The organism is Methanofastidiosum sp. (assembly GCA_013178285.1).
Classification (GTDB): Archaea; Methanobacteriota_B; Thermococci; order Methanofastidiosales; family Methanofastidiosaceae; genus Methanofastidiosum.
In genome coordinates, this window is sequence record JABLXD010000018.1 from 13,848 (window position 1) to 37,204 (window position 23,357).

Annotated in this window: 29 protein-coding genes and 1 pseudogene; 17 read left to right on the forward strand and 13 right to left on the reverse strand. The window is 31.7% G+C overall.

The features are described 5' to 3' along the window. Nucleotides 1-349 precede the first annotated feature (349 nt). Nucleotides 350-1,708 carry a M20/M25/M40 family metallo-hydrolase gene (locus HPY60_06820; protein ID NPV50891.1) on the forward strand — a complete coding sequence of 453 codons (1,359 nt, stop codon included), beginning with the start codon at nucleotides 350-352 and terminating at the stop codon, nucleotides 1,706-1,708. A 34-nt stretch (nucleotides 1,709-1,742) separates the two neighbouring features. Here HPY60_06820 and HPY60_06825 read toward each other — a convergent pair whose 3' ends face one another. Beyond that, nucleotides 1,743-2,207 carry a hypothetical protein gene (locus HPY60_06825; GenBank protein ID NPV50892.1) on the reverse strand — a complete coding sequence of 155 codons (465 nt, stop codon included), beginning with the start codon at nucleotides 2,205-2,207 and terminating at the stop codon, nucleotides 1,743-1,745. 104 nt (nucleotides 2,208-2,311) lie between these two features. On the opposite strand from HPY60_06825, the gene HPY60_06830 reads away from it, so the two are divergent. Together HPY60_06830 and HPY60_06835 are read left to right on the forward strand one after the other, a co-directional pair. Continuing rightward, nucleotides 2,312-2,986: a hypothetical protein gene (locus HPY60_06830; protein ID NPV50893.1), complete on the forward strand. Its 675-nt coding sequence runs from the start codon at nucleotides 2,312-2,314 to the stop codon at nucleotides 2,984-2,986. A gap of 59 nt (nucleotides 2,987-3,045) precedes the next feature. Further along, a complete protein-coding gene (locus HPY60_06835; GenBank protein ID NPV50894.1) occupies nucleotides 3,046-3,927 on the forward strand; it encodes a hypothetical protein in 882 nt (293 codons plus the stop codon). Between the two features lie 6 nt (nucleotides 3,928-3,933). Here HPY60_06835 and HPY60_06840 read toward each other — a convergent pair. The 4 genes and pseudogenes from HPY60_06840 to HPY60_06855 all read right to left on the reverse strand — a co-directional run bounded on the left by HPY60_06840 (nucleotide 3,934) and on the right by HPY60_06855 (nucleotide 7,141). Next, nucleotides 3,934-4,566, reverse strand: a pseudogene (locus HPY60_06840) (nitroreductase family protein). 48 nt (nucleotides 4,567-4,614) lie between these two features. After that, nucleotides 4,615-5,148 carry a thermonuclease family protein gene (locus HPY60_06845; GenBank protein NPV50895.1) on the reverse strand — a complete coding sequence of 178 codons (534 nt, stop codon included), beginning with the start codon at nucleotides 5,146-5,148 and terminating at the stop codon, nucleotides 4,615-4,617. 79 nt (nucleotides 5,149-5,227) lie between these two features. Beyond that, a complete protein-coding gene (locus tag HPY60_06850; GenBank protein ID NPV50896.1) occupies nucleotides 5,228-6,580 on the reverse strand; it encodes an MFS transporter in 1,353 nt (450 codons plus the stop codon). 60 nt (nucleotides 6,581-6,640) lie between these two features. Then, the gene (locus HPY60_06855) at nucleotides 6,641-7,141 is read right to left on the reverse strand and encodes an asparaginase (protein NPV50897.1); all 501 of its coding nucleotides are present in this window, start codon (nucleotides 7,139-7,141) and stop codon (nucleotides 6,641-6,643) included. A 72-nt stretch (nucleotides 7,142-7,213) separates the two neighbouring features. On the opposite strand from HPY60_06855, the gene HPY60_06860 reads away from it, so the two are divergent. Together HPY60_06860 and HPY60_06865 are read left to right on the forward strand one after the other, a co-directional pair. Further along, a complete protein-coding gene (locus HPY60_06860) occupies nucleotides 7,214-7,591 on the forward strand; it encodes a hypothetical protein (GenBank protein NPV50898.1) in 378 nt (125 codons plus the stop codon). A 41-nt stretch (nucleotides 7,592-7,632) separates the two neighbouring features. Next, nucleotides 7,633-8,244, forward strand: a complete 612-nt coding sequence (locus HPY60_06865) for a PH domain-containing protein (GenBank protein NPV50899.1) — start codon at nucleotides 7,633-7,635, stop codon at nucleotides 8,242-8,244. Here the strand turns inward: HPY60_06865 and HPY60_06870 are convergent. Beyond that, a complete protein-coding gene (locus tag HPY60_06870; GenBank protein ID NPV50900.1) occupies nucleotides 8,239-8,454 on the reverse strand; it encodes a hypothetical protein in 216 nt (71 codons plus the stop codon). The two genes, HPY60_06865 and HPY60_06870, sit on opposite strands and share 6 nt — an antisense overlap. Nucleotides 8,455-8,863: 409 nt before the next feature. On the opposite strand from HPY60_06870, the gene HPY60_06875 reads away from it, so the two are divergent. Then, nucleotides 8,864-9,748 carry a prenyltransferase gene (locus HPY60_06875; protein ID NPV50901.1) on the forward strand — a complete coding sequence of 295 codons (885 nt, stop codon included), beginning with the start codon at nucleotides 8,864-8,866 and terminating at the stop codon, nucleotides 9,746-9,748. Here HPY60_06875 and HPY60_06880 read toward each other — a convergent pair whose 3' ends face one another. Then, a complete protein-coding gene (locus HPY60_06880; protein ID NPV50902.1) occupies nucleotides 9,749-10,576 on the reverse strand; it encodes a DUF1638 domain-containing protein in 828 nt (275 codons plus the stop codon). Between the two features lie 34 nt (nucleotides 10,577-10,610). After that, nucleotides 10,611-11,378: a class I SAM-dependent methyltransferase gene (locus HPY60_06885; GenBank protein NPV50903.1), complete on the reverse strand. Its 768-nt coding sequence runs from the start codon at nucleotides 11,376-11,378 to the stop codon at nucleotides 10,611-10,613. Nucleotides 11,379-11,458: 80 nt separating this feature from the next. Here HPY60_06885 and HPY60_06890 point away from each other — a divergent pair, with 80 nt between their 5' ends. The 3 genes from HPY60_06890 to HPY60_06900 all read left to right on the forward strand — a co-directional run bounded on the left by HPY60_06890 (nucleotide 11,459) and on the right by HPY60_06900 (nucleotide 12,791). Continuing rightward, nucleotides 11,459-11,977: a peptidyl-prolyl cis-trans isomerase gene (locus HPY60_06890; protein NPV50904.1), complete on the forward strand. Its 519-nt coding sequence runs from the start codon at nucleotides 11,459-11,461 to the stop codon at nucleotides 11,975-11,977. Between the two features lie 169 nt (nucleotides 11,978-12,146). Further along, nucleotides 12,147-12,395, forward strand: coding sequence for a DUF4405 domain-containing protein (locus HPY60_06895; protein NPV50905.1), 249 nt, complete (start codon nucleotides 12,147-12,149; stop codon nucleotides 12,393-12,395). A gap of 48 nt (nucleotides 12,396-12,443) precedes the next feature. Then, the gene (locus tag HPY60_06900; protein ID NPV50906.1) at nucleotides 12,444-12,791 is read left to right on the forward strand and encodes a cupin domain-containing protein; all 348 of its coding nucleotides are present in this window, start codon (nucleotides 12,444-12,446) and stop codon (nucleotides 12,789-12,791) included. A 10-nt stretch (nucleotides 12,792-12,801) separates the two neighbouring features. Here the strand turns inward: HPY60_06900 and HPY60_06905 are convergent, their stop codons facing one another. After that, nucleotides 12,802-13,482, reverse strand: a complete 681-nt coding sequence (locus tag HPY60_06905) for a hypothetical protein (GenBank protein ID NPV50907.1) — start codon at nucleotides 13,480-13,482, stop codon at nucleotides 12,802-12,804. A 793-nt stretch (nucleotides 13,483-14,275) separates the two neighbouring features. Between HPY60_06905 and HPY60_06910 the strand changes: the two genes are divergently transcribed. From HPY60_06910 to HPY60_06925, 4 genes are all read left to right on the forward strand, one after another. Beyond that, on the forward strand, nucleotides 14,276-14,512 hold the full coding sequence (locus HPY60_06910) for a hypothetical protein (GenBank protein ID NPV50908.1): 237 nt from the start codon (nucleotides 14,276-14,278) through the stop codon (nucleotides 14,510-14,512). Nucleotides 14,513-14,574: 62 nt separating this feature from the next. Then, nucleotides 14,575-15,318 (forward strand): hypothetical protein, encoded by a 744-nt coding sequence (locus HPY60_06915; protein NPV50909.1) that lies wholly within the window; start codon nucleotides 14,575-14,577, stop codon nucleotides 15,316-15,318. 8 nt (nucleotides 15,319-15,326) lie between these two features. Beyond that, complete coding sequence (locus HPY60_06920) at nucleotides 15,327-15,473, forward strand: hypothetical protein (protein ID NPV50910.1); 147 nt, start codon at nucleotides 15,327-15,329, stop codon at nucleotides 15,471-15,473. A gap of 65 nt (nucleotides 15,474-15,538) precedes the next feature. Next, nucleotides 15,539-16,636, forward strand: coding sequence for a tetratricopeptide repeat protein (locus HPY60_06925; GenBank protein ID NPV50911.1), 1,098 nt, complete (start codon nucleotides 15,539-15,541; stop codon nucleotides 16,634-16,636). Nucleotides 16,637-16,638: 2 nt separating this feature from the next. Here HPY60_06925 and HPY60_06930 read toward each other — a convergent pair whose 3' ends face one another. Further along, on the reverse strand, nucleotides 16,639-17,130 hold the full coding sequence (locus HPY60_06930) for a glyoxalase/bleomycin resistance/dioxygenase family protein (protein ID NPV50912.1): 492 nt from the start codon (nucleotides 17,128-17,130) through the stop codon (nucleotides 16,639-16,641). A gap of 92 nt (nucleotides 17,131-17,222) precedes the next feature. Between HPY60_06930 and HPY60_06935 the strand changes: the two genes are divergently transcribed. Both HPY60_06935 and HPY60_06940 read left to right on the forward strand, forming a co-directional pair. Then, nucleotides 17,223-17,678, forward strand: a complete 456-nt coding sequence (locus HPY60_06935) for a universal stress protein (GenBank protein NPV50913.1) — start codon at nucleotides 17,223-17,225, stop codon at nucleotides 17,676-17,678. Between the two features lie 217 nt (nucleotides 17,679-17,895). Beyond that, nucleotides 17,896-18,312 carry a YjbQ family protein gene (locus HPY60_06940; protein NPV50914.1) on the forward strand — a complete coding sequence of 139 codons (417 nt, stop codon included), beginning with the start codon at nucleotides 17,896-17,898 and terminating at the stop codon, nucleotides 18,310-18,312. Nucleotides 18,313-18,318: 6 nt separating this feature from the next. On the opposite strand, the gene HPY60_06945 is transcribed toward HPY60_06940, so the two are convergent. Both HPY60_06945 and HPY60_06950 read right to left on the reverse strand, forming a co-directional pair. Continuing rightward, nucleotides 18,319-18,522, reverse strand: a complete 204-nt coding sequence (locus tag HPY60_06945; GenBank protein NPV50915.1) for a DUF1232 domain-containing protein — start codon at nucleotides 18,520-18,522, stop codon at nucleotides 18,319-18,321. A 29-nt stretch (nucleotides 18,523-18,551) separates the two neighbouring features. Beyond that, on the reverse strand, nucleotides 18,552-20,660 hold the full coding sequence (locus HPY60_06950; protein NPV50916.1) for a hypothetical protein: 2,109 nt from the start codon (nucleotides 20,658-20,660) through the stop codon (nucleotides 18,552-18,554). Between the two features lie 81 nt (nucleotides 20,661-20,741). Here HPY60_06950 and HPY60_06955 point away from each other — a divergent pair, with 81 nt between their 5' ends. Beyond that, nucleotides 20,742-21,101 carry a VOC family protein gene (locus tag HPY60_06955; protein ID NPV50917.1) on the forward strand — a complete coding sequence of 120 codons (360 nt, stop codon included), beginning with the start codon at nucleotides 20,742-20,744 and terminating at the stop codon, nucleotides 21,099-21,101. 1 nt (nucleotide 21,102) lies between these two features. On the opposite strand, the gene HPY60_06960 is transcribed toward HPY60_06955, so the two are convergent. Continuing rightward, on the reverse strand, nucleotides 21,103-22,227 hold the full coding sequence (locus HPY60_06960) for a DUF362 domain-containing protein (protein NPV50918.1): 1,125 nt from the start codon (nucleotides 22,225-22,227) through the stop codon (nucleotides 21,103-21,105). Nucleotides 22,228-22,704: 477 nt separating this feature from the next. Between HPY60_06960 and HPY60_06965 the strand changes: the two genes are divergently transcribed. After that, nucleotides 22,705-23,061 (forward strand): hypothetical protein, encoded by a 357-nt coding sequence (locus tag HPY60_06965; GenBank protein ID NPV50919.1) that lies wholly within the window; start codon nucleotides 22,705-22,707, stop codon nucleotides 23,059-23,061. Nucleotides 23,062-23,357: the final 296 nt, after the last annotated feature.

A 23,357-nucleotide genomic window follows, 5' to 3' on the forward strand; every position in this document is an offset into this window, starting at 1 on the left:
TGTGTTAAAATCAACAATATGGAGACTAAATATCTCAATCTAAATTTAGAATTCTACTTGAATGGTGAGTAGTTGAGTCAAAAACAATAAATGGAATAGGGGATAAATCCATCGGGAGAAGGAGAATCTGAGATTGTTATAAAAGAGTTTAGATTTGAATAACCATTCCCATTGTCTAATTTTATTTAAATGGCCTAAGTTTGTCATTTTTTGACCTTAACTAATAAATACTCTTTTCTTATTTTTACCTCTATTACCCAACACATGGGCAGAAGTATAGTTTTATTTTGGAGGATTATTTCTATTTATCCTCTTTTGTTAACAATATGTTAAATGGAAAGGTGAAAAAATGATTCAAAAGGATGCATATAAAACACAATCAAGCACTATATCTTTACACAATATACCTTCAGATGAAATAAAAAAATTGACAAACGAACTAAAAGATTCCTCATTTAAATTCTGTCGTAAGTTAATCAGAACTCCTTCAATATCCGGAAATGAAAAAGCTGTTGCAGATTTATACTTAGAAGAAATGAAAAAATTAGAATATGACGAATATTTTAGAGATGAATGGGGGAATGTAGTAGGTCTGATAAGAGGAACAGAAGATGGGCCTACAATAATGTATAATTCTCATTTAGATCATGTAGATCCAGGAGATTTATCAGAATGGATGGGATATGACCCATACGGTGCAGAAATTGACTTTGTAGAAGTAGAAAATCAAGATTGCAATGAAAAAGAAACTGCCCAAGTCATTCACGGTAGAGCTGCATCTGATGTTAAAGGAGGTGGAGCGACTCAGATTTATGCAGGTGCATTACTATTGAAATTAAGAAAACTTGGTTACAAATTCAAAGGTAATTTCATGTTTACTGGGGTAGTTTTAGAAGAGCCTGCAGAGATGCTTGGTATGATAAAGTTAATAGATGAAACTCTACCTAAGCGTGGATTATCTTATGATGGTGTCGTATCCTCAGAAGCAACTGCTTTGAAACTGTATCTTGGTCACAGGGGTAGAGTCGAAATAAAAATTACTGTTCATGGAAGAACTTCTCACGGCAGTGCACCATGGCTAGGGATTAACGCAGTTAACAAGGCCAGTAAATTAATTGAAAGAGTTGAATCGGATCTTGCACCATGTTTCCCTAAAGATAAGAATTTGGGAAGTTCTAGTATTGCACTTACCATAATTGATTGTACTCCCGGTGCTTTATGCATAGTTCCAGATAGGTGCCATGTAATATATGATAGGAGATTCATACCTGGGGAAACTCCTGAAAGTTGTCTAAAGGAGATACAAGACTTAGTAGATAGGCTCTCAAAAGAAGACCCAGAATTTAAAGCAACTGTTGAAATATCTACACAAACAAGAACATCTTACACAGGAAAATCAGCTAAAGTTCCAAATATGAAAGAAGCGTGGAAAATTGACAAAGGCCATCCCTTTGTGTACGCAGCTTCAACTGCTTTAAAATGTGTCGGGCAACCTGTAAAATATGGATACTGGGATTTTGGAACTGATCTGTCTAAAATATGTGGAACTGACAAGAAGCCAGCTATAGGGTATTCTCCAATGCAGGAACAGTATTGCCACAGACCAATTGATAAAGTTAGGATAGATTATATGGAAAAGAGCATAGCGGGCAACGCAGCTATATTCTTAAGTCTCGTCGAACTTCCGAAAGAGAGCTTTAGACTATAGTTCTTATTTTTTTATTTAATTCTAAATAAATGAATTATTTTGATACTCTAATAATTTTACCTTTATTTAATCTTTTTAATTCTGAAGTTGATACTTTAACAAGCGCGCGTTCCGACCCCCCTCCTCCGTAGGCCATCTCTTTTTCCATAACCTTTGGATATATTAAAAAAATAGCATTATATCCAAAAGGAGGAGTTCCACCACAAGGGTATCCAGTTTTCTCAAGCATTTCTTCCGGACTTGCTATTCTGGGCTGCTGTATATTCAGAGATTTTGACACTCTGCTAGTACTGGCTCGGTCTTCTCCTTTTACAATTGCTACAATTAAATTAGATTTTGAATCTACCATACATATACTTTTTATAAAATTTGTAGTATCAACATTTGCCGTTTCAGCAGCTTCTTCAACTGAATGGCACGATTTATCAAAAATAAGTAATTCAGCATCGCTATTATTCTCTTTTAAAAAAAGGCTTAATTTTTCTTCATAATTATTCATAGATTTAGTTTTTCCACATGTTTTAAATTAGTTACTTTATTTTCAATAGCTAAATAAATATAACTTAAGAAAGATTTTTATATTTTGAATCTATTATGTATTGCATGAAAAACTTAATTATAGTTCTACCTTTTATTTTAATCATGTTTTCCGCAGGATGCTTAGTTCCATCCCCGACTTCACAACCTCCTGTAAATGCTAATCCATGTGAAAATGTAAAATGTCCAGACAAATGTATAGGAAATGAACTATGGTCTCAGGTATGTGAAAATGGACAGTGTATTGATTACAAAAGAATCGACCAATGCGCAGAATACTGTGGATGCAAAGAAGATTTATGCAAAGCGATATCTTGCAATTATAAATGCATTGGAACAGATTTGTGGTCCTATAAGTGCGTAAATGGGGTCTGTATTCAAGATCAACTTGTTGAAGAGTGTAATAAAGAATGTGGCTGTAGTCCTGAAATAACTATTCAAGAAATACAGCCCAGTCAAAGTTGGATTTTTAACGATCCCAAAGATACAAGTAAAGTTCTTGCATTTGGCAATGTTTATTTATTATATCATAAAGATAAAATAAGGATTATACTTACTTGTAGAGAAGATCAGTGCTCGGATTATCCTGCAGTATATTATGGGTATAAGAGACAGGGGGACGATGATTTTCATGAATATATCCAAATTGAAGATCTTTCTTACTGGAGACCACCTTATGATGCTTTTTACATATTATATTTTAGTCCAGAATACTATATGAAAATAGGATATGTTGATTGAGTCATTGGATACTTTTTTATAAGGATTGGCGAAACAAATTCTATATCTTGGTGGCTAATTTGAGAATACTATTGATAACTCAGAAAAAATCTGAAGTATTGAACAAGTTATTAGAATCAAAGGATGTAATAGGAATAATTGAGCCAAGAGAGGACAATAGCTCTACCTCTATACTTGAAAAAGCTATATTCAAAAATGTTAAATCTGTAGCTAAGAAACATAATATTCCTTATTTATTGATGAAAGATAAGAAACAAGAAATACTTAGTTGGATAAAAGAAAAAAATCCAGATTTAATCGTAGTATATTCTATGCCTTTTTTACTCAAAGAAGAAATTTTTTCCTACCCTAAATTTGGCACGATTAATTTACATACTGCTCTGTTACCAAAATATAGGGGGGCAGTCCCTATTTTCTGGACTTATTATTTTTTTGATAGGGATGCAGGAGTCACAGTTCATTATATTGACAAAGGAGAGGACACAGGGGATATAATTCTACAAAAAGATGTAAAGGTAGATCTTGGAGAAAGGTATTACGATTTAAGAGTAAAATTTGAAACCACAGGTGCATCAGCATTAATCGAATCTATTAATAAAATTGAATCTAATTCTGTTCAAAGAATTAAACAACCAGTGGAATCTCCAACACCAAGAGCTAGAAGGGTAAAGAAAGATGATTATTTAGATCTAATAGATTGGAACTGGAACTTAGAAAGGATGTGGCATTTTTTCAGAGGAACTGAAACATATTTAAAATCATTTTTGTTAAAAAATTATCCTTTTGCTAGATTGATTAGAATTGAAGTTGGAAAAATGGAAAAAACTAATCATGATTTTATAATGGGAACTATACACAAAGATTCTAATGGGACTTTTATTGCATGCGCAGGTGGCAAAATTTATTATAAATTGAAATTCTGGAATCCATATAAAAAATAGTTACTATTAAATTGTAATGCTTATGTCTTTTAATTCTTTTTTTGAAATAAATGGTAAAGCGTATTCTGAACTCGGGTAACCAACAACAAGTATTAAAAAAGGCCTCTCGCTATCAGGTCTATTTAGTATTTTATTTAAGAAGCTCATCGGCGCAGGTGTATATGTTAATGTAGCAATTCCTAATTGGTGCAATGCCTATATCAAAAATCCTGTGGCGATTCCAACTGATTCAATAGGATAATAATGCTTTATCTTTTTTGCTTCTTTATCTAGACTATAAAGTTGATAGAAGACGCATATTAGGTATGGGGCCTGTTCAAGAAAAGGTTTTCTTATTTCAAGACTTAAAGGGTTCAAACATTCTCCCCATTCATCAGAGATTTTATGGGAATAGAACTCTTCTTCTATTTTTTCTGCTTCCATTCGAATCTTCTTTTTAGTTTCTTGTTTTTTCACTACTACAAAAGTCCAGGGTTGCATATTTGCCCCACTTGGCGCTGTACCGGCAATAGCAATACAATTTTCTATAACTTCAAGAGGTATCTCTTTTTTATCAAATATCCTTATAGTTCGTCTTTTCTTCATGAATGAAAGCATTTCTTCTGATTTTTCAACAATAGTATTTTTTTCTTTCCTCATTAACTCACCCAGTCGTAGTATTATCTTTTGAATATATATGTTTCTTTATTAATCATCTTGTAAAGGGTATTTCCATAATCCAATTTTATTTATTCTGGCTTTAGTTTCAGCCTCAATTAGTTTAAGGTATAAATCTGATTTTTTTTCAGTATATACTCTTGCATATCCATTTTCAACTAGTTCCAAATTAAAATTTTTATTATCTATATAGATATATGCCAATGCCCTTCCAAATTCATCTTTTTGTCCTTGTACTGCGTCATAGGAAATATTAACTTCTTTTTTATACAATCTTTTGTTAGTATAATCAAAAGCTTCAATTCCCCATTTTCTTAGATGGTCATCAGGAAGTCCATACCATTTTTTTTCATTATTATTTGAATAAGGCTCGGGGGTATCTATCCCAACAAGTCTAACTCTTACATTTTCTCCATCTATTAGAATTTCGATAGTGTCGCCATCTATTACTTTTGTGACAGTAACAGTATCTAATTCAATAGGGGGGAAATATCTTGTTTTAATTGTGTCAAGACAGCAAGATGAAAGGAATAAAATTAATAAAAATACCACTATTTTTTTCATATCTTTCTTTTATTTTATTTATATAAAAAATTATCATATAATTGCAAAAATAATTTTTTAATTTAGTAAGTAATGATTTTTATCTTTTAGATTTACTGTTTGTTTCTTTTATAAAGAAACTAGCGATACATGCAATAATAGACGATATAAATAAAACTAAAAATGCATTCTGGTATCCCATTACAGTATAAGACTCGCCTATTTTGCCATTGAGTTCTAGGATATATCCCATCAAAGGCTGATACAATGCACCCATAAGAAATGGGAAAAAGTTAGCTATCCCTGTAGATGTTCCTGCAATTTCAATAGGGAAAAGATCTTTTATCAAAGCATAACCAATTGCTACAGTACCTACAGAAAATATTCCAATGCCCAAGCAAATTAGATATAATCCTATTGTAGGTATAGAGGATACTCTGAAATAAAGAAATGCCATTATTAGAAACAATATTGCACTTGAGGTGTTAACTACAATTTTTCTTCTTTTGATTATACGGTCTGACAATAAACCCATCAGAGGACTTCCTATAATCATGCCAACTGCTATCATAGATAAAACTCTACTAGCTTCAACTTTTGTCATATCATATATTTGTATTAGATAAGGCCCTCCCCAAAGACCTCCAAAAGAGAGATATATGGCCATCGTACAAAACATCCATATTGAAGCCGGCCAATAATGTTTATGGCTTAATACTTTTATTGAACTATCAAATATAGAAACTCTTTTTTTAGAGGTGGCACTATTCTTAACAACTTCAGGCATACCAAGTAGTGGCATGCCTTCATTATCTTTAGACGATTTGTCTAATGTAATTATAGACATATCAATTTCTTGAGGAGAATTTTTAACAAAAATCCAAACAATCACTGCCAGGATTAATGTAATTACGCCAGTTAGAATAAATGGTATCCTCCACCCAACTGCATTTGATAAGAGTGCAAGGGGTATAGTTGATACTAATAGCCCTATACCACCTATGGCTATCAAAAACCCAGTCATTGTTGCAAACTCCTCACCTTTATACCATTGAGATAAAATTTTTAGAGCGCAAACATATAATGTTGAAGCCCCAAGTCCTACAAGTATTCTTCCAAATACTGCTGAAGAAATATCTGTGGATAGTCCAAGTAGTACAGAACCAACTGAAGCAATTAAAAAGAACAAGGTAATTGTTTTTCTTGGTCCCCAAGAATCAGATAGAATGCCTGTAGGAAGTTGCATTATAGCATATGGGTAAAAATATCCAGATGCTAAGAATCCTATCAGTATAGCACCTACTTTTAAGTCGGCCATCATATCTATAGCAACAACTGCCGGTGCAACTCTATGAAAGAAGACTAGAAGGTAACCAACGCCAATAATTAAAAAAATTAACAAACGATAAGTCTTAAAATCAAGTTTTGGCGATTTAGTCATTAGATCACTCATTTTTAATAAGTCAATTTATTGTAATTATAAAAGTATCTACATTGGCAATAAAAAATAATTTTATACTAAATCTGGTTCTATATCCTCAAATTCTCCAAGGTCTTTATTTTTTCTTACCTTATCCCAATGAAAATATCTTCCATTCATTGCTATATATATCCCTTTAGGCAATGTCTGGACAAAGGCCAGAGCACTACCTAAATTGAATAAACCATCTGAACTTCCAAATTTGTATGGAATCATCGCACCAGTCAATACTATTGTTTTGTTTTTGATATTTGATGCGAGTATCTTTGCAGTTTCTATCATAGTGTCAGTCCCATGAGTTATTAATATGTAATCCTCTTTGGTATTTTTGCAGTTTTCAAGAATAATTTCTCTATCTTCTTTCGTCATATTAAGACTATCAATCATCATCAATGTTCTAATATCTACAGAAATTCTGCATCTCCCCATATCTAGCATTTCAGGCAGATGTGTGTTTTTGAAAAATAATTCGCCTTTTATTTCATTATACTCTTTATCGAAAGTTCCCCCAGTAACAAATATTTTTATAATCATAAATTTAATATAAACTTAAACTTAATAAATATAATCAAATTATTTGTTTACAAGTTAACTTAGGTTGAGCGTATGTCCGAAGACAGTAGAATCTATGTAATCCATAAGCACGATGCAACTAGACTTCATTATGACTTGAGATTAGAGATTGATGGAGTATTAAAATCATGGGCACTACCAAAAATACCCCCCACAGAAAAAGGGATTAAAAGGCTTGCCATCTTTACTGAAGATCACCCTCTAGACTATGCTACTTTCGAAGGTGTAATACCAGAAGGAAATTATGGTTCTGGGAAGGTAGAAATATGGGATAAAGGTAAATTTTCCCTTATTGAAAATGAGAAGGATAAGATTGTTGTAAATATATACGGTAATAAACTCAAAGGAAAATATTGTCTAATCAGGTTTAAAGATCAAGATAAAAACTGGATGTTTTTTAAATGTGGTTAAATAGGGGAAATTATAAAAACGATTAGAATAAATATGAGCATATGGTGGAAATATCTAAAACAAAATTAGGTGAAGAGTTCAGACCCTCAGTAAAGTTGAAAAATCTTTATTATGTCTACTTTTTGTTAATCCTTGTTTTTGGCATTCTTTCCTGGTTTTTACCTACAATAGTTATGGTATACTTCTTTTCTTCCCAAACTGTAAAGATAATTGTAATGGCAATAACAATTATCCCCTTAGTAGCTATACTAATTTTTACCCTTTATTGGATACCCAAATACTATTCTTCAATATTCTATAAAATGACTGAAACTGAAATTACATGGAATAGGGGCGTTTGGTTTAAAGTAATGGGTGTTGTTCCATACAATAGAATAACTAACATTGATGTAAAACAGGGACCAATATCTAGGGGATTAGGATTAGCTTCTTTAAAAATACAAACTGCAGGATACTCTGTTTCTTCAGCATCTGGAAGTTTTTCTGAGATAAAAATAGATGGCATGGAAAATTATTCTGAGATAAGGGATATCTTAATGGATCGAGTCAGGGGTAAAAAACCTGTTGCAGTTGAAACTTATGAAACGCAGGAGCAAGATATTATTATGAAAGAAATTGTAAAAATTAGAAAAATATTGGAAGAAAAACTATAGGTATGCCAGTATTCCCATTAATCCATGTATCAATGCAATTATTACCGAGATAATTGCAATTTTTCTGTGTGTTTTATAATGGCTTTTTATTTTATCTTTTAAGATTGTAGAAATAGATAATGCAATCAAAAAAAATATTATTGCAATAATACCCAAGTAAAGTATTAGCGGATATCCTAAAATTGGATAATAAGATATTTCATTTAACATAAAAATGCCTCACTAATAAAATTATTAACAATTTATAAGATTTATTCAAAAATAATTTATCACGTTAATTGTCGAATTCAACATTATCCATAACTTTTTAAATAGTTGTCAAGTTCTTACAATACTAGATGTCTCTGACATATTGATACCAATAATATATATTATTGCTTATCAATATCGAAACATTTATATATAAGTAATGCAAAATAATATATGGAAGGGGAGTTTATATGAGCGGATCATCTCTAAGTTGTTTCACAAAAAGTGGCTTTTTAGTACCTTTTTGTATTTGGTTAGGTTCTTTAGCATTTGTAGCTGCACTGAGGATTATCTACGGATTCTAATCTAAATTCTTTTCTTAAATTAAATTAATATATTGAATTAACTTTAATATTAATAGTTGATTCATATGGCTTTAACTAAAATCCGGATTTTTGGATTAATCAAAATGGGAAGGCCTTTTGTATTAGTTGCCGGACTATTAGCTTATCTTGTTGGTATTTCTATAGCTTATGGTGAAATCAAGTCAATTGACTCCTCAAAAGCAGTATTTGGATTCATATTAATGATATCTGGAACTTTAATGGCTCACTATTTAGACGAATATGCGGACATAGACACCGATAGTATAACTAGGAGAACCCTTTATTCAGGAGGTAGTGGAGTTTTACCTTCGGGCATAGTTCCAACTAATTGGGCTATATACTCTGCCTTTTTTTTCTTAATTGTTACTTTAACTATAATGTTTATTTCCATCTATACTAAAATTTTATCACCTATTATAATTTTGATAGTAATACCTGCACTTTTCGGAGGCTGGATTTATTCAATGCCACCTTTTTCTCTAGAGCGAAAAGGGCTTGGTGAAGTAGACAATGCGATACTAGGTGGATTTTTTATGACATTAATTGGATACAGTGCACAAACTGGAACGATAACATTTAACTCAATATTGAGTTTAATTCCAATTTTCTTAGCTGTTTTCGTTAATCTTCTGGGAGTTCACTGGTCAGATAGAACTGCAGATGAATTTGTTGGTAAATTAACAATTGCCGTAAGATTAGGCGGAGAAACACGTTTCTTATTTTATTTTCTAGTTTTTTTGACATATTTTTTCACTTTTCTATTAATTGGAAAAGTAATTACGTTTAAAGTAGGTATTTTTATTTTACTTACAATACCTTTCGGAGTTTATTGCTCTTATAAATTTACTAAAACAAAGACCCCCATGTTAAGTTCGGCTTTTATGGCATTAATAATGCTTTCAATGATTTTTGGGAATTTTTTAGATTGATTAAAGATCTTTTAGTGATTCTTTTATTGTATTTTCCAACAAGTGTAATGTTCCTTTCCGGTAGCATAGGTCAAGATTTAAACAAGAAGAAAAATCTTCACATTTAGTTTTATACTCTTTAGTATCCTCAAATCCTAGTTCTAATGCAAGAAGCCTTTTGTATTTGGTATGGTCAAAAATTAACTTTAGGTTTTCTAGACCATCAAGTTTTTTTATTCCCAATTTTTTTGCAAGTTGCTCCATGTGTTCTGGGCCTAGCATTTCGGCCCTTTCTTTGGCTATCTTATCCCAATGTCTTGACCATCCAATAGTCATAAACCAAGTTCCACCTTCCTTATAGAGTTCTCCTGCATACTCTTCTCTTGAACCTAAAAGCGCACAAATACAGTCATCAACAATCTCTTTCTTTTCATCTAGCAATATATTAATTGGAACTTTCAATCTGTTACTTCTTAGAAGATTCTCGATATCTGAGAGTGAATTTCCACAAAGACCATAGAAAAGCACAAGTTTATCAATATGTTTTTCAATTTCTCTTGAAGCATTTACAAGTTGATTTTTGATTTCTTGTGGGCTAGTATGTAGATAGAAAGGTAGTATATATAAAATAATTTCTAAAGGATACTCCCTTTTCAAGAAACGAGTTGAACATAGCTCTCTTGCAACTTTGATTTTTTCTGGATTAAAGCTAACTTCAAGTTCTCTTTGAAAATATTTTGATGCTTCAGTGTCTACCACAATTATTTTATCAAATAACTGATTTTTTTTTAATATGTGTAGCATTTCTTCTTCAAAGACTTCGCATAGTATAATGCCGAGACGTTTCATAAAAATATTTTTGAGTTTGTCTTAATAAGTTTGTTTATTTTATACCCGTAATCATAATCCAATTATGATTAAACTTAATTATTGATTTTTCGATGTCTAAATCTATTCCTGCATTGATTCCCGAAATGGCAAGAACTTTCATTATTACGCCCAAAGAATAAGAGATTTCATTTTTCGAAGTTATATGTATCCATTCATCAAAATACCTTTGTTTTACCCAAGCATCTTCTGAGAGTATAGTAAATCCTGAATTTTTAGTCAGAGATAATAATTCACTCTTTGGTAGCATCTTAACATGAGAGGGATCCCGTATTTTCTCAAGGGCATTATGTATTTCGGCTTCATCTTTTTTTTCCGATGAGACTATATCTAAAATAATTGCCTTTCCACCAAATTTTAATACCCTGTACATTTCTGACAACACTTTTTCAACTTTTATAAAATGATGTAAAGTTAGCCTAGTAACTATTCTATCAAATGAATCATTTTTAAAAGGAAGGCATTCAGCATCACCTATCAAGAAAACTGCATTTTTGCTAGTACTGCATCTTACTTTTGCCTTGGTAGCCATCTCTGGTGTTAAGTCAAAACCTACTATCATCTTAGAAAAAGGCGCAATACAAGAAGTTAGAATACCAGGTCCGCATCCTAGGTCAAGAATGGTCATTTGATTTTTTACATCTAAAGCTTTTTTTATTTTTTCTGTTATCTCAGAATCTGTGAAGATGTTGGAGGATTCTAAAGTTGAAGACTGTTTAGCGAATTCTTCTTTAATTATCTTCTTGTGAGATTCATCTGTCATAATATCTACGATTATTGAATTTTTAATTAAATATCACTATCCTTTTAAATAAATTGCTATTAGATTTCTTAGGTGATATAATGCCAAAAATAGTTGTATTTGAAACATCTTATGGAAATTTTGAAATTGAATTAGACGATGAAAAAGCGCCAATAACAGTTGAAAATTTTTTAGATTATGTTAAAGATGGGTTTTACGATGGTCTAATTTTCCACAGAGTAATCGACGGATTCATGATTCAAGGGGGCGGATTAGATCTAAACATGAAAGAAAAATTGACCAATCCTCCTATCAAAAATGAAGCGGCAAATGGTCTTAAGAATAAAGAGTATACTATTGCTATGGCAAGAACTAGTATAATCGATAGTGCAACTTCTCAATTTTTCATAAATGTTGCAGATAATTCTTTCCTCGATCATGTCAATTCTACCCCTCAAGGATTCGGCTACGCTGTTTTTGGGAAGGTAGTTAATGGAACAGAAGTAATTGATAAAATTAAGATAGTACAAACTACTTCTAGAGGTTCGCCTGATGGAGTTATCCATGACGACGTTCCAAAAGAACCGATAGTAATCAATAAAGCATATATCAAAAGTTAATACTCTTATTTTCTTTTTACTTTAGACATATATGTTTTAATTTTGGCTTTTTATTCTTTTATAGCTAATTAAAAAGTGATTCATAATTTTACGTTCATATAAAATCTGAACTAGTGATAAAAATTAGTAACTTATTTATATATTGTTCTTGGAAATTCAAATGAGATAAATGAGTATATCAGATATCAATTATTTAATTGACATTGGAATGGGAATAGCTTTCTTAGTTAGTTTTATCACTGGTATTTTGAAATTTAAATTATCCTTACTTTTTTTTGCAAACATTGGATTATATCTGCCAACTTTTTGGCTCAACTTTATCCACGACAGAGCTGGTATTCTAATGGGAGGTTTCGTGTTAATTCACCTAATACTCCATTTCAAATGGATTAAAGTCATGACAAAAAAATATCTTTGATCCCAAAACTCTTATTAAGAAATAGTCTATTGTCCTATAGGTGGTTTAATGTATTTTAAAAATCTTAATGATATTGAAGAAATAGAAATTATGCCCAAAATCAAAGTAAGATTTATCCATTCAAATAGTATGACGTTTGCTTATTGGAATATTGAAGCAGGAGCTATATTCCCTGCACATTCTCATTTACATGAGCAAGTCGCTACGATTATTGATGGAGAATTTGAATTCAAAGTGGGGGATGAAAAGAAATTAATGAAAAAGGGAGACGTAGCATTGGTGCAACCTAATATAATTCATTCTGGTATCGCCAAAACTAAATGTAATATAATTGATGTATTTTATCCAATTAGGGAAGATTATTTAGAACTCACTAATAAAAATAAGAAAAAATAATGATTTATATTTAATCCAATATAATTGTTCCGCTACCTCTTGAGGTATGTGGTGAATCAAGATTATCAGAAGAGCCAAGGCCCCAAATTATGTTAATATTTTGCCCATTTACAAATGCTTTATCATAACGGTCCCCTGTATTCAGTTTCCTTTTGAATTCAATAATTGTAAATCCTCCATCTTCACTTCCACTAGTTTCAATTAAATCATTAGCACCTCCAAGTTGCTGATCTGGTGGATGTGGTCCAAATGCTCCAGTTGAGTATATATCAAGAATTGTAGATGATCCGCTTGTTACCCATCCAAATATCATGTCTGCATCTTTCATAGCTTGTGTAGGTTCAAATCCTATCGAGACCCAACCTGAAGTTTGGCCCTTTATTGCCATATACATATATTCGCCATCATTAGACCAGTATATTGTATATCTCCCATTTCCAAATTCTTTGCTATTTTTGTACTCATTTTGCGATAATATTCCATCAGAGTTCCAATTGTTTGTTGGTGGGGCGGGTTTAGGTTCTTCCACTGGAGTTTCTTTTGGGATTGGAGTTGTATTTGGCGATTCTGTAGTTTTCGGTTCTTCAACCGGCACTTCAGTTTGTCCAGGTGGTTTATTTTCTGATGCGCATCCTGAAAATAACAATATAGTGCATAGTACTATCCCCAAAAAAGCCATTCTTCTTATCATATTATCCTCCAATATACTCTAATATATTTCTTTTAAAGCTATAAAAATGTTATCGCTATTTTTTATAAAGTTTTAAAAAAAGATTATTTTCTCCATCATAATAGAAATAAAAAAAATGCACAGTTTGTCGCTTTACTGGAATATGTGAAGGCCCTAGTTTGTTTCGACGTCTCGAAACAATCTAAATCCAAGGAGACAAAAGAAATAAGCATGAAGCATGCCTTTTCTTTCCTTCAAACGCAATGTTTGATTAAGGATTTGATCATGACTAGAGTGTAGTCCCAAAAGATTACGGTGCTTATATAAAAGGATTTTTGGTCCTAATATAATAAAGCTAAGCAATCATAAGGGAATTACTTCAGCATTAGTCCAGTGAAGTTTCGACCTGTGCAACATTTAATATGGTTCTTACATTATTTAAAATTTACTGTTATTAAATATTAATAAATTTAAATATTTTCTTTGTATTATTAATAATATTAAATTTTTAACATGAATTGTTTATTAATAATCTATAAAAAATTGAAACTAATGGGGAAAAAATATTAAATGATGATAATCATTCTATTATTTTATTTGTCATGATATATATGCCTCTATATATAACAAATTAATTCAATAATTAATACGATACCCCTATCTTACATAATATACTTCGAAATAATATAATCCACTATAACTCCTGATTTTTCATTATATCTAAGAAGTATATGTAGGCATAATACTTTTCATTGAATTTTCAAATCAGATAAAGATATAAATTTGAGAAAGCATATATTTATGGGGGAAGATTATGTCTTGGGAAGAAAATAAATCTTTAAATTATAATTTCACTGGAAGGATTGTACTATCAATAGTATTGGCTTCTGCATGGCTTATTTTTTTAATATTGTGGCTTTTCTTTTTTGCAACAAGTTATAACATTTATCAAAACATAGCAATATTTTTGATATCTGTAATAGTTGAGGGTACTTTGCAGGCAGTAACTTGGATACCTTGGGGGATAAAACAAGAAACAAAATCAAATTAGCCAATTGATTAATAATTTAAGAATATATTTTTAAATTAATCTTTCTTATAATATTAGAGAATATGAAAGAATTTAAAGTTGAAAAAGATATCGAAAACATATTGCTTCCCAATGAAGAAGTTCTATATGCTGCACAACAATCCAGAGTTAAAAAAGGCGGATCTTTTACAACTCCTGCCAAAGTATACATAACTAATTATCGCATTATTTTTAGAGATCCTAGTATGTTAGGATTAAAGAAATTTGTAAATGATTACCACTTTAAAGATATATCAAATGTTAGGATGAGAAAAGGAGTTCTTTCAACTGAAGTTTACTTAAACAGTAGATTTGAGTCTGATGAAGTTGTCATCTCAGGACTTTCCCACGAAGATGCTGAAATTATTGTAAGATTTATACGAAATGGAATATATGGAAATTTCAATTCTAAAGAAAATTACAGTTCTAATATTGATCTAGGTTATGCCGAAAAAGCAGAAGATGATAATACTAGTACTGCAAATGAATATGAATTAGATACAGAAGAAATTATATCTAATCTTGAGAGATTAAATGAATTAAAGAAAGCTAATGTAATAACACAAGATGAATTTAACACTCTCAAAAAAAGGTTAATTAACGAAAACAAAGATAAAACTGAACTAAATGATACACAAAATGACGTTAATCAAGATGAAGAACCAAAATATTGTAAAGACTGCGGAAACATACTGGATTTTACAAAAGAAGGAGAGTATAAGGGCGATTATGTCAAATTCTACAAATGTAGTTTTTGCAATAAAACATATGCAAAAAGAAATGAATAGGTATTACAATGAATCCTGACTACATGTGTGATGTTCATGGGGTGCCCATGGACGAAGTTGAAAGGAAACAACTACCGAGAAATCTTATTATAAGAACTTTCAGGTGTCCAGTATGCGGTCGAGAAAAGAAATCTGTTGAATATGGCTGGACATAATCTATTTTTAGAATATTCTCAAACCATATCTATAGTTTTATAAGTTCTTGTCTTTTGTGTGTTTTATGGAAGAAGAGAATAATGTCGATGAAATATCCACATATTTCTCTGAAGGTGAAAATCTATTAAAATTAAATAGGTTTAAAGAAGCAGTAAACATATTTAATGAATTAATAGTTATAGGTAAAAAGAAAGGAAATAATGAAATTCTTTCTAAAGGTTATTACTACCTAGGTTTTTCTTACAAAAAAATTGGTTCTAAAGAAGAGTCTTTTGAAAGTTTATACAAATCCTTTGAACATGGAGTTGAAGCAGGAGATTGGACTATTGCAGATAAATCATTTAATGAAATTATAGGACTTGGTCCAGAAAAAGATAAAAGAGGGCATTATAAACTAATATTGAAGCGATACTTTGAAAGAGGTAACTCTTTTCTTTTGAAAGGTAATTATAAAGATGCAGTATCTTCCTACACGATGCTTATTAACCACGGAGTTACCCTTGAAAGTTGGGAATCCGTAGCAAAGGCATACATTAACATGGGATTCATATTTATTGAAGTTGGAAAACATAAAGAGGCCATAGAAATACTTGAAAAAGCAATTATCTATTCCGAAAAGGCAAAATATATTGAAGGGATCGGAAACGCTTACCTAAATATAGGATTTGCATATAGCAATCTCAATGTTATTGATAGAGCAATAGAATATCTAAAAAAAGCAATTTCTTTTAGTGAGGATGCTGGGGAACTCAAGGTAGCAGGAAATGCATACTTAAATCTAGCCTACGTTTATAGCCACATAGAAGACTTCAAAAAAGCCATAGATGCTTGTGAGAAAGCAATAAACTATGGGGCGAAATCTAATGATTGCAAGAGCGTTTGTAAGGCTTATTTCAATCTGGGATATGCTTTGTTGAATTTACAAAAACATGAAGATGTTATTAATATTTCAAAAAAAGCAGTTGAATATGGATCAAAGTGCGGAGACTGGGACGGGGTAGGAAACGCATACTTGAATATGGGGTTTGCATACAGCTGTCTCCAAAAAAGACAAGAAGCAATTTCTTCTACAGAAAAAGCAGTAGAATACTGTACAAAAGCTAGAGACTGGAAAAAAGTTTCAAAAGCTTCTCAAAGATTAATTGATTTGGAAGAATTATAGAGTTATGATTTTGTGTCTGATATTGTTTTCTTCACCAATTCTAAAGGCATTTGTGTTTTCATGGAAATTTTTTCATCAGAAAATCCTAATTTGTGAAATCTTTTAATTACTTCACCCATTGGTTCTGCCACTTCTAGTATGAATCGATCAGGATCGTATATTCTAAAAACTCTTTGCCCCCATTGTTCTTCTTTGATGGGGTGGATAATCTCTAATTTTGAAGCAATTATTTTTTCCCATATTGATGATATATCTTTAGTTTCAAAATAAAGTTCAATGTTATTATACTGTTTATTTATTTGAGTTTCCTTTTCTTTCTGGAAAATAATTTTTTCTGCACGTTTCCTTTGCCATATTGAAAATGCCTTCTTAAATACTACATTTTCTCCAAAATCCATTTCTATTTCTAGACCAAATATATCCTGATAAAAATTCTTTGATATAGAGATATCTTCTACAAAAATCACTGTCATTGAATAATTTAGTTTTGACATATACCTTCTATTAAAAGAGTTATATTTACCTTTTGTGCAAATATATCTTCCACTTAGTAAAATTTATAAAATCTAGATCCATATATAATAAGATGGAAAATGAATTTAAGAGAATAATAACGCCTGTTGACGGTTCAGAATCGTCAAAGAGGTCAGCCAGAAAAGCGATATACTTAGCTAAAAAAATGAACATAGAATTAATTGCACTATACGTTGTTCATGTACCAATAAGTGCTTATGTCGGGCCACCTTATTCACCAGTAATTTATACTGATGACACAGAGATAAAAGAGATTAGAAAGAAAATGAAAAATGAAGGTGCCCTTCTATTAGATGAAATAGGGGAAATGGCCTCTAAATCTGGATTAAAAATAACCAAAAAAGTAATAGAAGGATCTCCTGACGAAGAGATTATCAAAATTTCAAAAAAACATGATTTGATTGTAATGGGGGCAAAGGGCATCTCCGCAATAGATAGAATCTTCTTAGGCAGTGTTTCAGAAAAAGTACTTCATAGCGCTACTTCTTCAGTTTTGATAGTTAGGTAGGAAGTTTGAGGCATGACATTCTATTAATATATTGTTGCAAAAAGAACAATATATTTTTAAAAGAGCCATCTATTTCGAAATCAACTGCGCAAAAGATTGATCACCTTTTCCTATCTAATATTTTGTGCAGGTCATGTGGGGAGTGCAACCCCCACATGATTAATTTAATTTAAGAATTAATGATTAAGATTTTAAATAAATTCGAGGATCTTACTTCATGAAAAGCTTTAGGAAAGAGTTATTTTTTAATACAAAAAATAAAGTTGAATTTGTCAATATAACTTCTTTTGTAGAAGACGCCTTATTTGAAAGTAAAATAAAAGAAGGATTATGTCTCGTAAACGCCATGCACATAACTGCAAGTGTATTCATAAATGATGCTGAATCAGGTTTACATCAGGATTTTAAGGACTGGCTTGAAAAAAATATTCCCCATAATCCAGAACTCTATAGGCATAATAAAACTGGTGAAACAAACGGAGATGCACACATCAAGAGGCAGTTTATGGGGAGAGAAGTTGTTGTAGCAATAACTAATGGAAAACTTGATTTTGGGCCTTGGGAAGAAATCTACTATGGAGAATTCGATGGTCAAAGAAAAAAGAGAGTTTTGATAAAAATTATCGGCGAGTAAAGTTTTTCATGATCTTTTTTTAATAAATAATTTTATCCCAATACTAATAGCTATAAGTAAGGCTATTATGTCATCTATCCATCCTATTACAGGAATGAAATCGGGTATAAAGTCAATAGGGCTAATAATGTAAATTAAATTTAAAATAAGAAATATTATTGCAGCTATTGCTTTAGGTTCTTTTAATAAAGATTTTTCTTTATCTTGCATATTAGTATACTTCCTTTTTTTATAGTAGATTATCTTTTTATCTTGTAAATCTTAACATAGCCATTGTCATATTCTAGTTCAAAGTTTGTAAGATCTGTTTCGTATATGATAAGTCTAGCAAATAATGTGTCTTTTAGTGTTGGAGGGATCATTATGGCGTTTTGCGGATTTAGGTATATAATTTGGGCAATCGATTGAACATCATACTGTATATTTTCATAAACAAAATTCTTACCTTGAGGATTTTCAACTACAAAATTCGATACGCCATACCTTTGATTACCTTGTTCTATATAGCAGTAAGTTATTTTGTCATCTGTAACAAGATACAATCTAGTATCACCGCTTTCATATACATAAGTAGTAACTGCACCATTTTTTGAAGTACCTCTAAAGTAGAAGTAAGCAGTGCTAAAAACATTTCTCTGTATCACTGAGTTAAGTACTCCCGTTTTTATAAGAAGACTTTGATCAACTATTATATGTTTCATTGTGATTTTGTTGTCTGTTTGAGTATATGCTGCTTCTTCCATCAAGGCTAATCTTTGAAGGGCTGTTGAATCTGAGGATGCAAGTAGTTCTGAATAACCACTTATCCATGGGCCCATGCCCGTTCTCATCCCATCTGATATTGTTTTTCTATTTCCCACTGTTTGTATCCAGTATCCATAATCCCACCAGTTACAAACAACTTCATCTTGCGGTGTATTATTATCTAACCAGATTAGAGCAGTAAGCCAGTTGTCAGTAAGATGTGGCACTAGACTAGTTTTATAGTTATTTGAATTATAAATAGAAATCCCACTAAAAGCAATAAGCACTATCGTGGCTAAAGCCAACGCTTTTTTAGAATCAAAGTATCTTTTAGAAAATTCATAGATTGCAATTATACCTAAAGCTGCAAATATTGAAAGAGGAATTGCAAAGAAAAATGCATTTCTTAGCATCTGATAAGCCATAAAAGCTGTGAATAAAAAAGATCCCAAAAATAAAAGATTTTCATTGGGCGAATCTTTGTTTTTTATTTTAAACATGACATATGCCGTCCCAATTACTGCGAGTATTGGGAACACATAGAACTTATCAATAACATCAATAAAAGTCATTGCTTGTCCTTGGCCAGATATTCCGTGAACATCCGATAGTAGTAAAAATGAAATTATATTGTATCCAAGAACAAAATATGCTGTTGCCAATAAAACAGCAGACCATGCTACTAGTGCACCAAGATAATATGTTTTATTTTTAACAAAAGCCCTAGTTAAGTGCATTAAAGCACCAAATGCAAGACCCATTAATGAGAGTTCAATCCTTAGGGGATCGTTTTGGTAAGGCGCCAATAAAGCTAAAGACATTATAAGGCCGATAACTCCAGACAAGAGCAGTACCCAAGTTGATAGGTCTCCCATTAATTTTTCTTTCAAGGACAAAGATTTCTTTTCTTCTTCAATTGTCACAAGTGGTTGTAAAATTACATATATGCCTATTATAATTGGTATGAAGAAAAAGTTCCCGTATGAATTAGCGTATAGGTATATGGCTAGAACTGATAAAATACCGTAAATACTTGTTAATTTGATATTTTTCTCTCTTATTATTAATACGGAAAGAAGTAAGCATATCAAGAAGAAAGGGGCACCTAAAGTGTCCTTTTCCATAAATCCCCCAGTAGTCCGGTATATAAAAGCAGGCATAATAGCCAAAAAGAATGAGGAAATAACTGCAAGATACTTGTTCTTCCAAACAAAGAGCACTATGAAGAATGTAATCACAGAGCTGATGAGGCCCAAAACTATCGGAAGGCCCATATGTACCTGTAAAAGATCAATTCCCATAATTTTTGAAATAAAGGAGGTCAATATTGGCACTCCTTGGACATCTTCCTCCAAGAAGTATCGAACTACTGTAGGCGCCATTGGGTCAATTTTTGGTAAACCTCCAGTTAAATAATACGATGCTTCTCTGAGAAAGTAATAGGTATCATAACTCATCATTATCCCGTATTGTAAGGACCAGCTCCTAAGATAAGCACCAATAACTAAGGAAAATGTCAAAAACAATCCTATTATATAGTTCTCAAAAGGAACTTTAATCTTGTCTTGAAAATCTTTCTTATTTGAAGATTTCTTTTTCGTCATGAAAATGTGTAACAAGATTATTTTATATGCTTATCTAAATCACAGTATTAGCTCTATATATTTACAAATCAACTAATATGCATGACAACAATAGTACATTTTGATGTTCCTGTTGATGATATAAATAGGTCTAAGAAATTCTATAATGAACTTTTTGGATGGAAAATTGAAAGAATGCCCGGTGAAATGGAGTATTATGGGATTTCAACGACTGACGAAAATGGAAAAGAAAGTATAGGGGGAGGAATGGGATTAAGGGGTGACCCTGGCCAGAGAATAACAAACTATTTCGGAGTATCTTCAATAGACATTCATTCCAAAAAAACAGAAGAACTAGGCGGAAAAATTATAATGCCAAAAACAAAGATACCTGGTTATGGTTACCTTGCTATATGTTTAGATACTGAAAATAATGTTTTTGGTCTGTGGGAATCAGAATAATCTATTTGGGCCAATCTACATATACATTAATTTTTTCATCTTCCATGGTATAGGGGTAACCAGCCCTATTAAGTGCTTCTTTAGATAATAAAAGCCAGGAACCAAAAGATCTCGATTCTTTATAATCTGGATCTAAAGACCTTGTATCTGTATAACCAATTTCTTTAGCTGTCGGAATAAGTATATTCTTTGCAGACCAGTAGTCAAGAGCTATAGGATCAGTACTTGCCGCAATTATCTTAGTTTGAACTGCCTTATTATAAGCTGTGCTTGGCCCTCCTTGTGGTATAGCATTAATCCAGACTGCATCAATAATATTTAGAGCAGGAACTCTAGTTTCAGCCATTTGATGCCCCATACCTCCACTACCAACACTATTATGTGCATTATGGTCTGTTAACTTATCTGAAACAACTCCCATATAATGCTTAACACTGCCCGTGACTCCATAAATCCTGTGGGTCTTTAGGACTGGAACATTTATAATCTTAAGTTTATTTGAATCATATTTTTTGGTATATTGGTCCCAAATCCCATACTTAAAACTAATAAAAGTTCCATATTTAGTTCTAAATTTGGGATATGAAACTATTATGCCAGTATATGGATCTGATTTTTCATATACGATATACCCATCACCATAGTCGCCTTCTAAGTATTCTTCTACCTCCGTTTCAGTTATATCGTCCCAGAGAAAAGTTGAAACTTTGAATCTGCCTGAAAATTGGTCTATAACTTTTTGCATAGACTGTGATTCATCTTCTGCATTATTATACCTCCAATCTAAGGACCCCCCAGACATACTAGAACCATACTGTGATTGACCATTGTCACAGATAATTATCTCACCACTAAATCCTTCAGGATGCTCAGTTATAATTTGTATAAGAGATTTAACTAGGTCAGTATTTGTTCCTCCGCGTTGATCCCATTGTGAATTGACTTTGAGTAATATTACATCATCAGAGGAGATAAGGCCATTATTCTTCGTAGTTCTATAGAAGGGCTCGTTATTTTTTTCCATAAGATCTATTAATTTTTTTGTTCCCGCATATTCTCCAATAGTATTTTCAACAACAAAAATGGTAGAGATTGGATTACTACTGAGATTACTATTTATCTGTATATTATCTTTAATCAAGCTATTATCTCCAAAGCCATTTATTTTAGTGTTAATACTCCAGATTAGTAATACTATCACTACAACTGCTACCAAACTAATTATCTTTTTTCTTGATTTTACCACATCCCCGATATTTAGTTTAAGTGCAAAAATTGGGAATAGAACTGAGCTTATTGAATAAAAGGTATAAGTTGCTGCAGCCTTTTGACAAGGATACACAATTCTTGAAGGTTTAGTTCCTGACCTAACTAAAAGCCATAATAAAGTAAGAAATCCTGTAATTAGAGAACTTTTAAGGAAAAAGCGATATATATTTTGATTCTTACATTTATGTATGTGTTTCTTTGATGGCACGGTATATTTTAAACTTTGAAGTTATTAAAGTTATTCAAATTTCATAGTTTTAACCAAAAAAGCTAAATAGTTAGGAACTGTATTTTATGCGACTACAATAGTAGTCTTTATTTGAATGGTGATAATATGAAAAAAATACTGGCTTTACTTATCGCGATACTTATTGGAATGACTAGTCTAGCTATTGTTTCATCTGGGACAGCCGCATCTATGTGTTTTCCACCTTCAACATGCCAACAGTGTATGCACGGCTACTGCGCATGTAGAAATATCCCAGGTTATTGTTGGTGCCATAATTACTGTAGCCAATCTTGTAATGGACAGATAGGTGAAGGATGCTATGTTCCGAATAATGGATATGAACCTGTTATTCCAGGTTTTTTAACACAAGAATGTCAATCGTGTCTAGATAACTGCTGTGAAGTTGAGTCATTTCAGTATTGTCAGCAAGAATGGTTCCACCCTTACTGGATGGAAATATAGAACGACAATGCAAAAGGCTGTTATGCAAGAGATCTTCTGTGTTTTAACAGATTAAATCTGCCTGAAGTTTACCCAGATAAATGTAGTGAAATTTGTGGTAAGGATATAGACTGCCAATTTGAATGTGGCTGTTACTTATATGGTAAACCAAGCACCTATTCTTTTGGAAACACAAATGGAAATACAATGGCCATTAACATCCCATCTTGTACTAATTCCCGAACCTTCTTCAAAAATCCACCGACCTGTTATTACCTAAATGGTTTTACTAACGATAATTTCATAAAAACTGATTC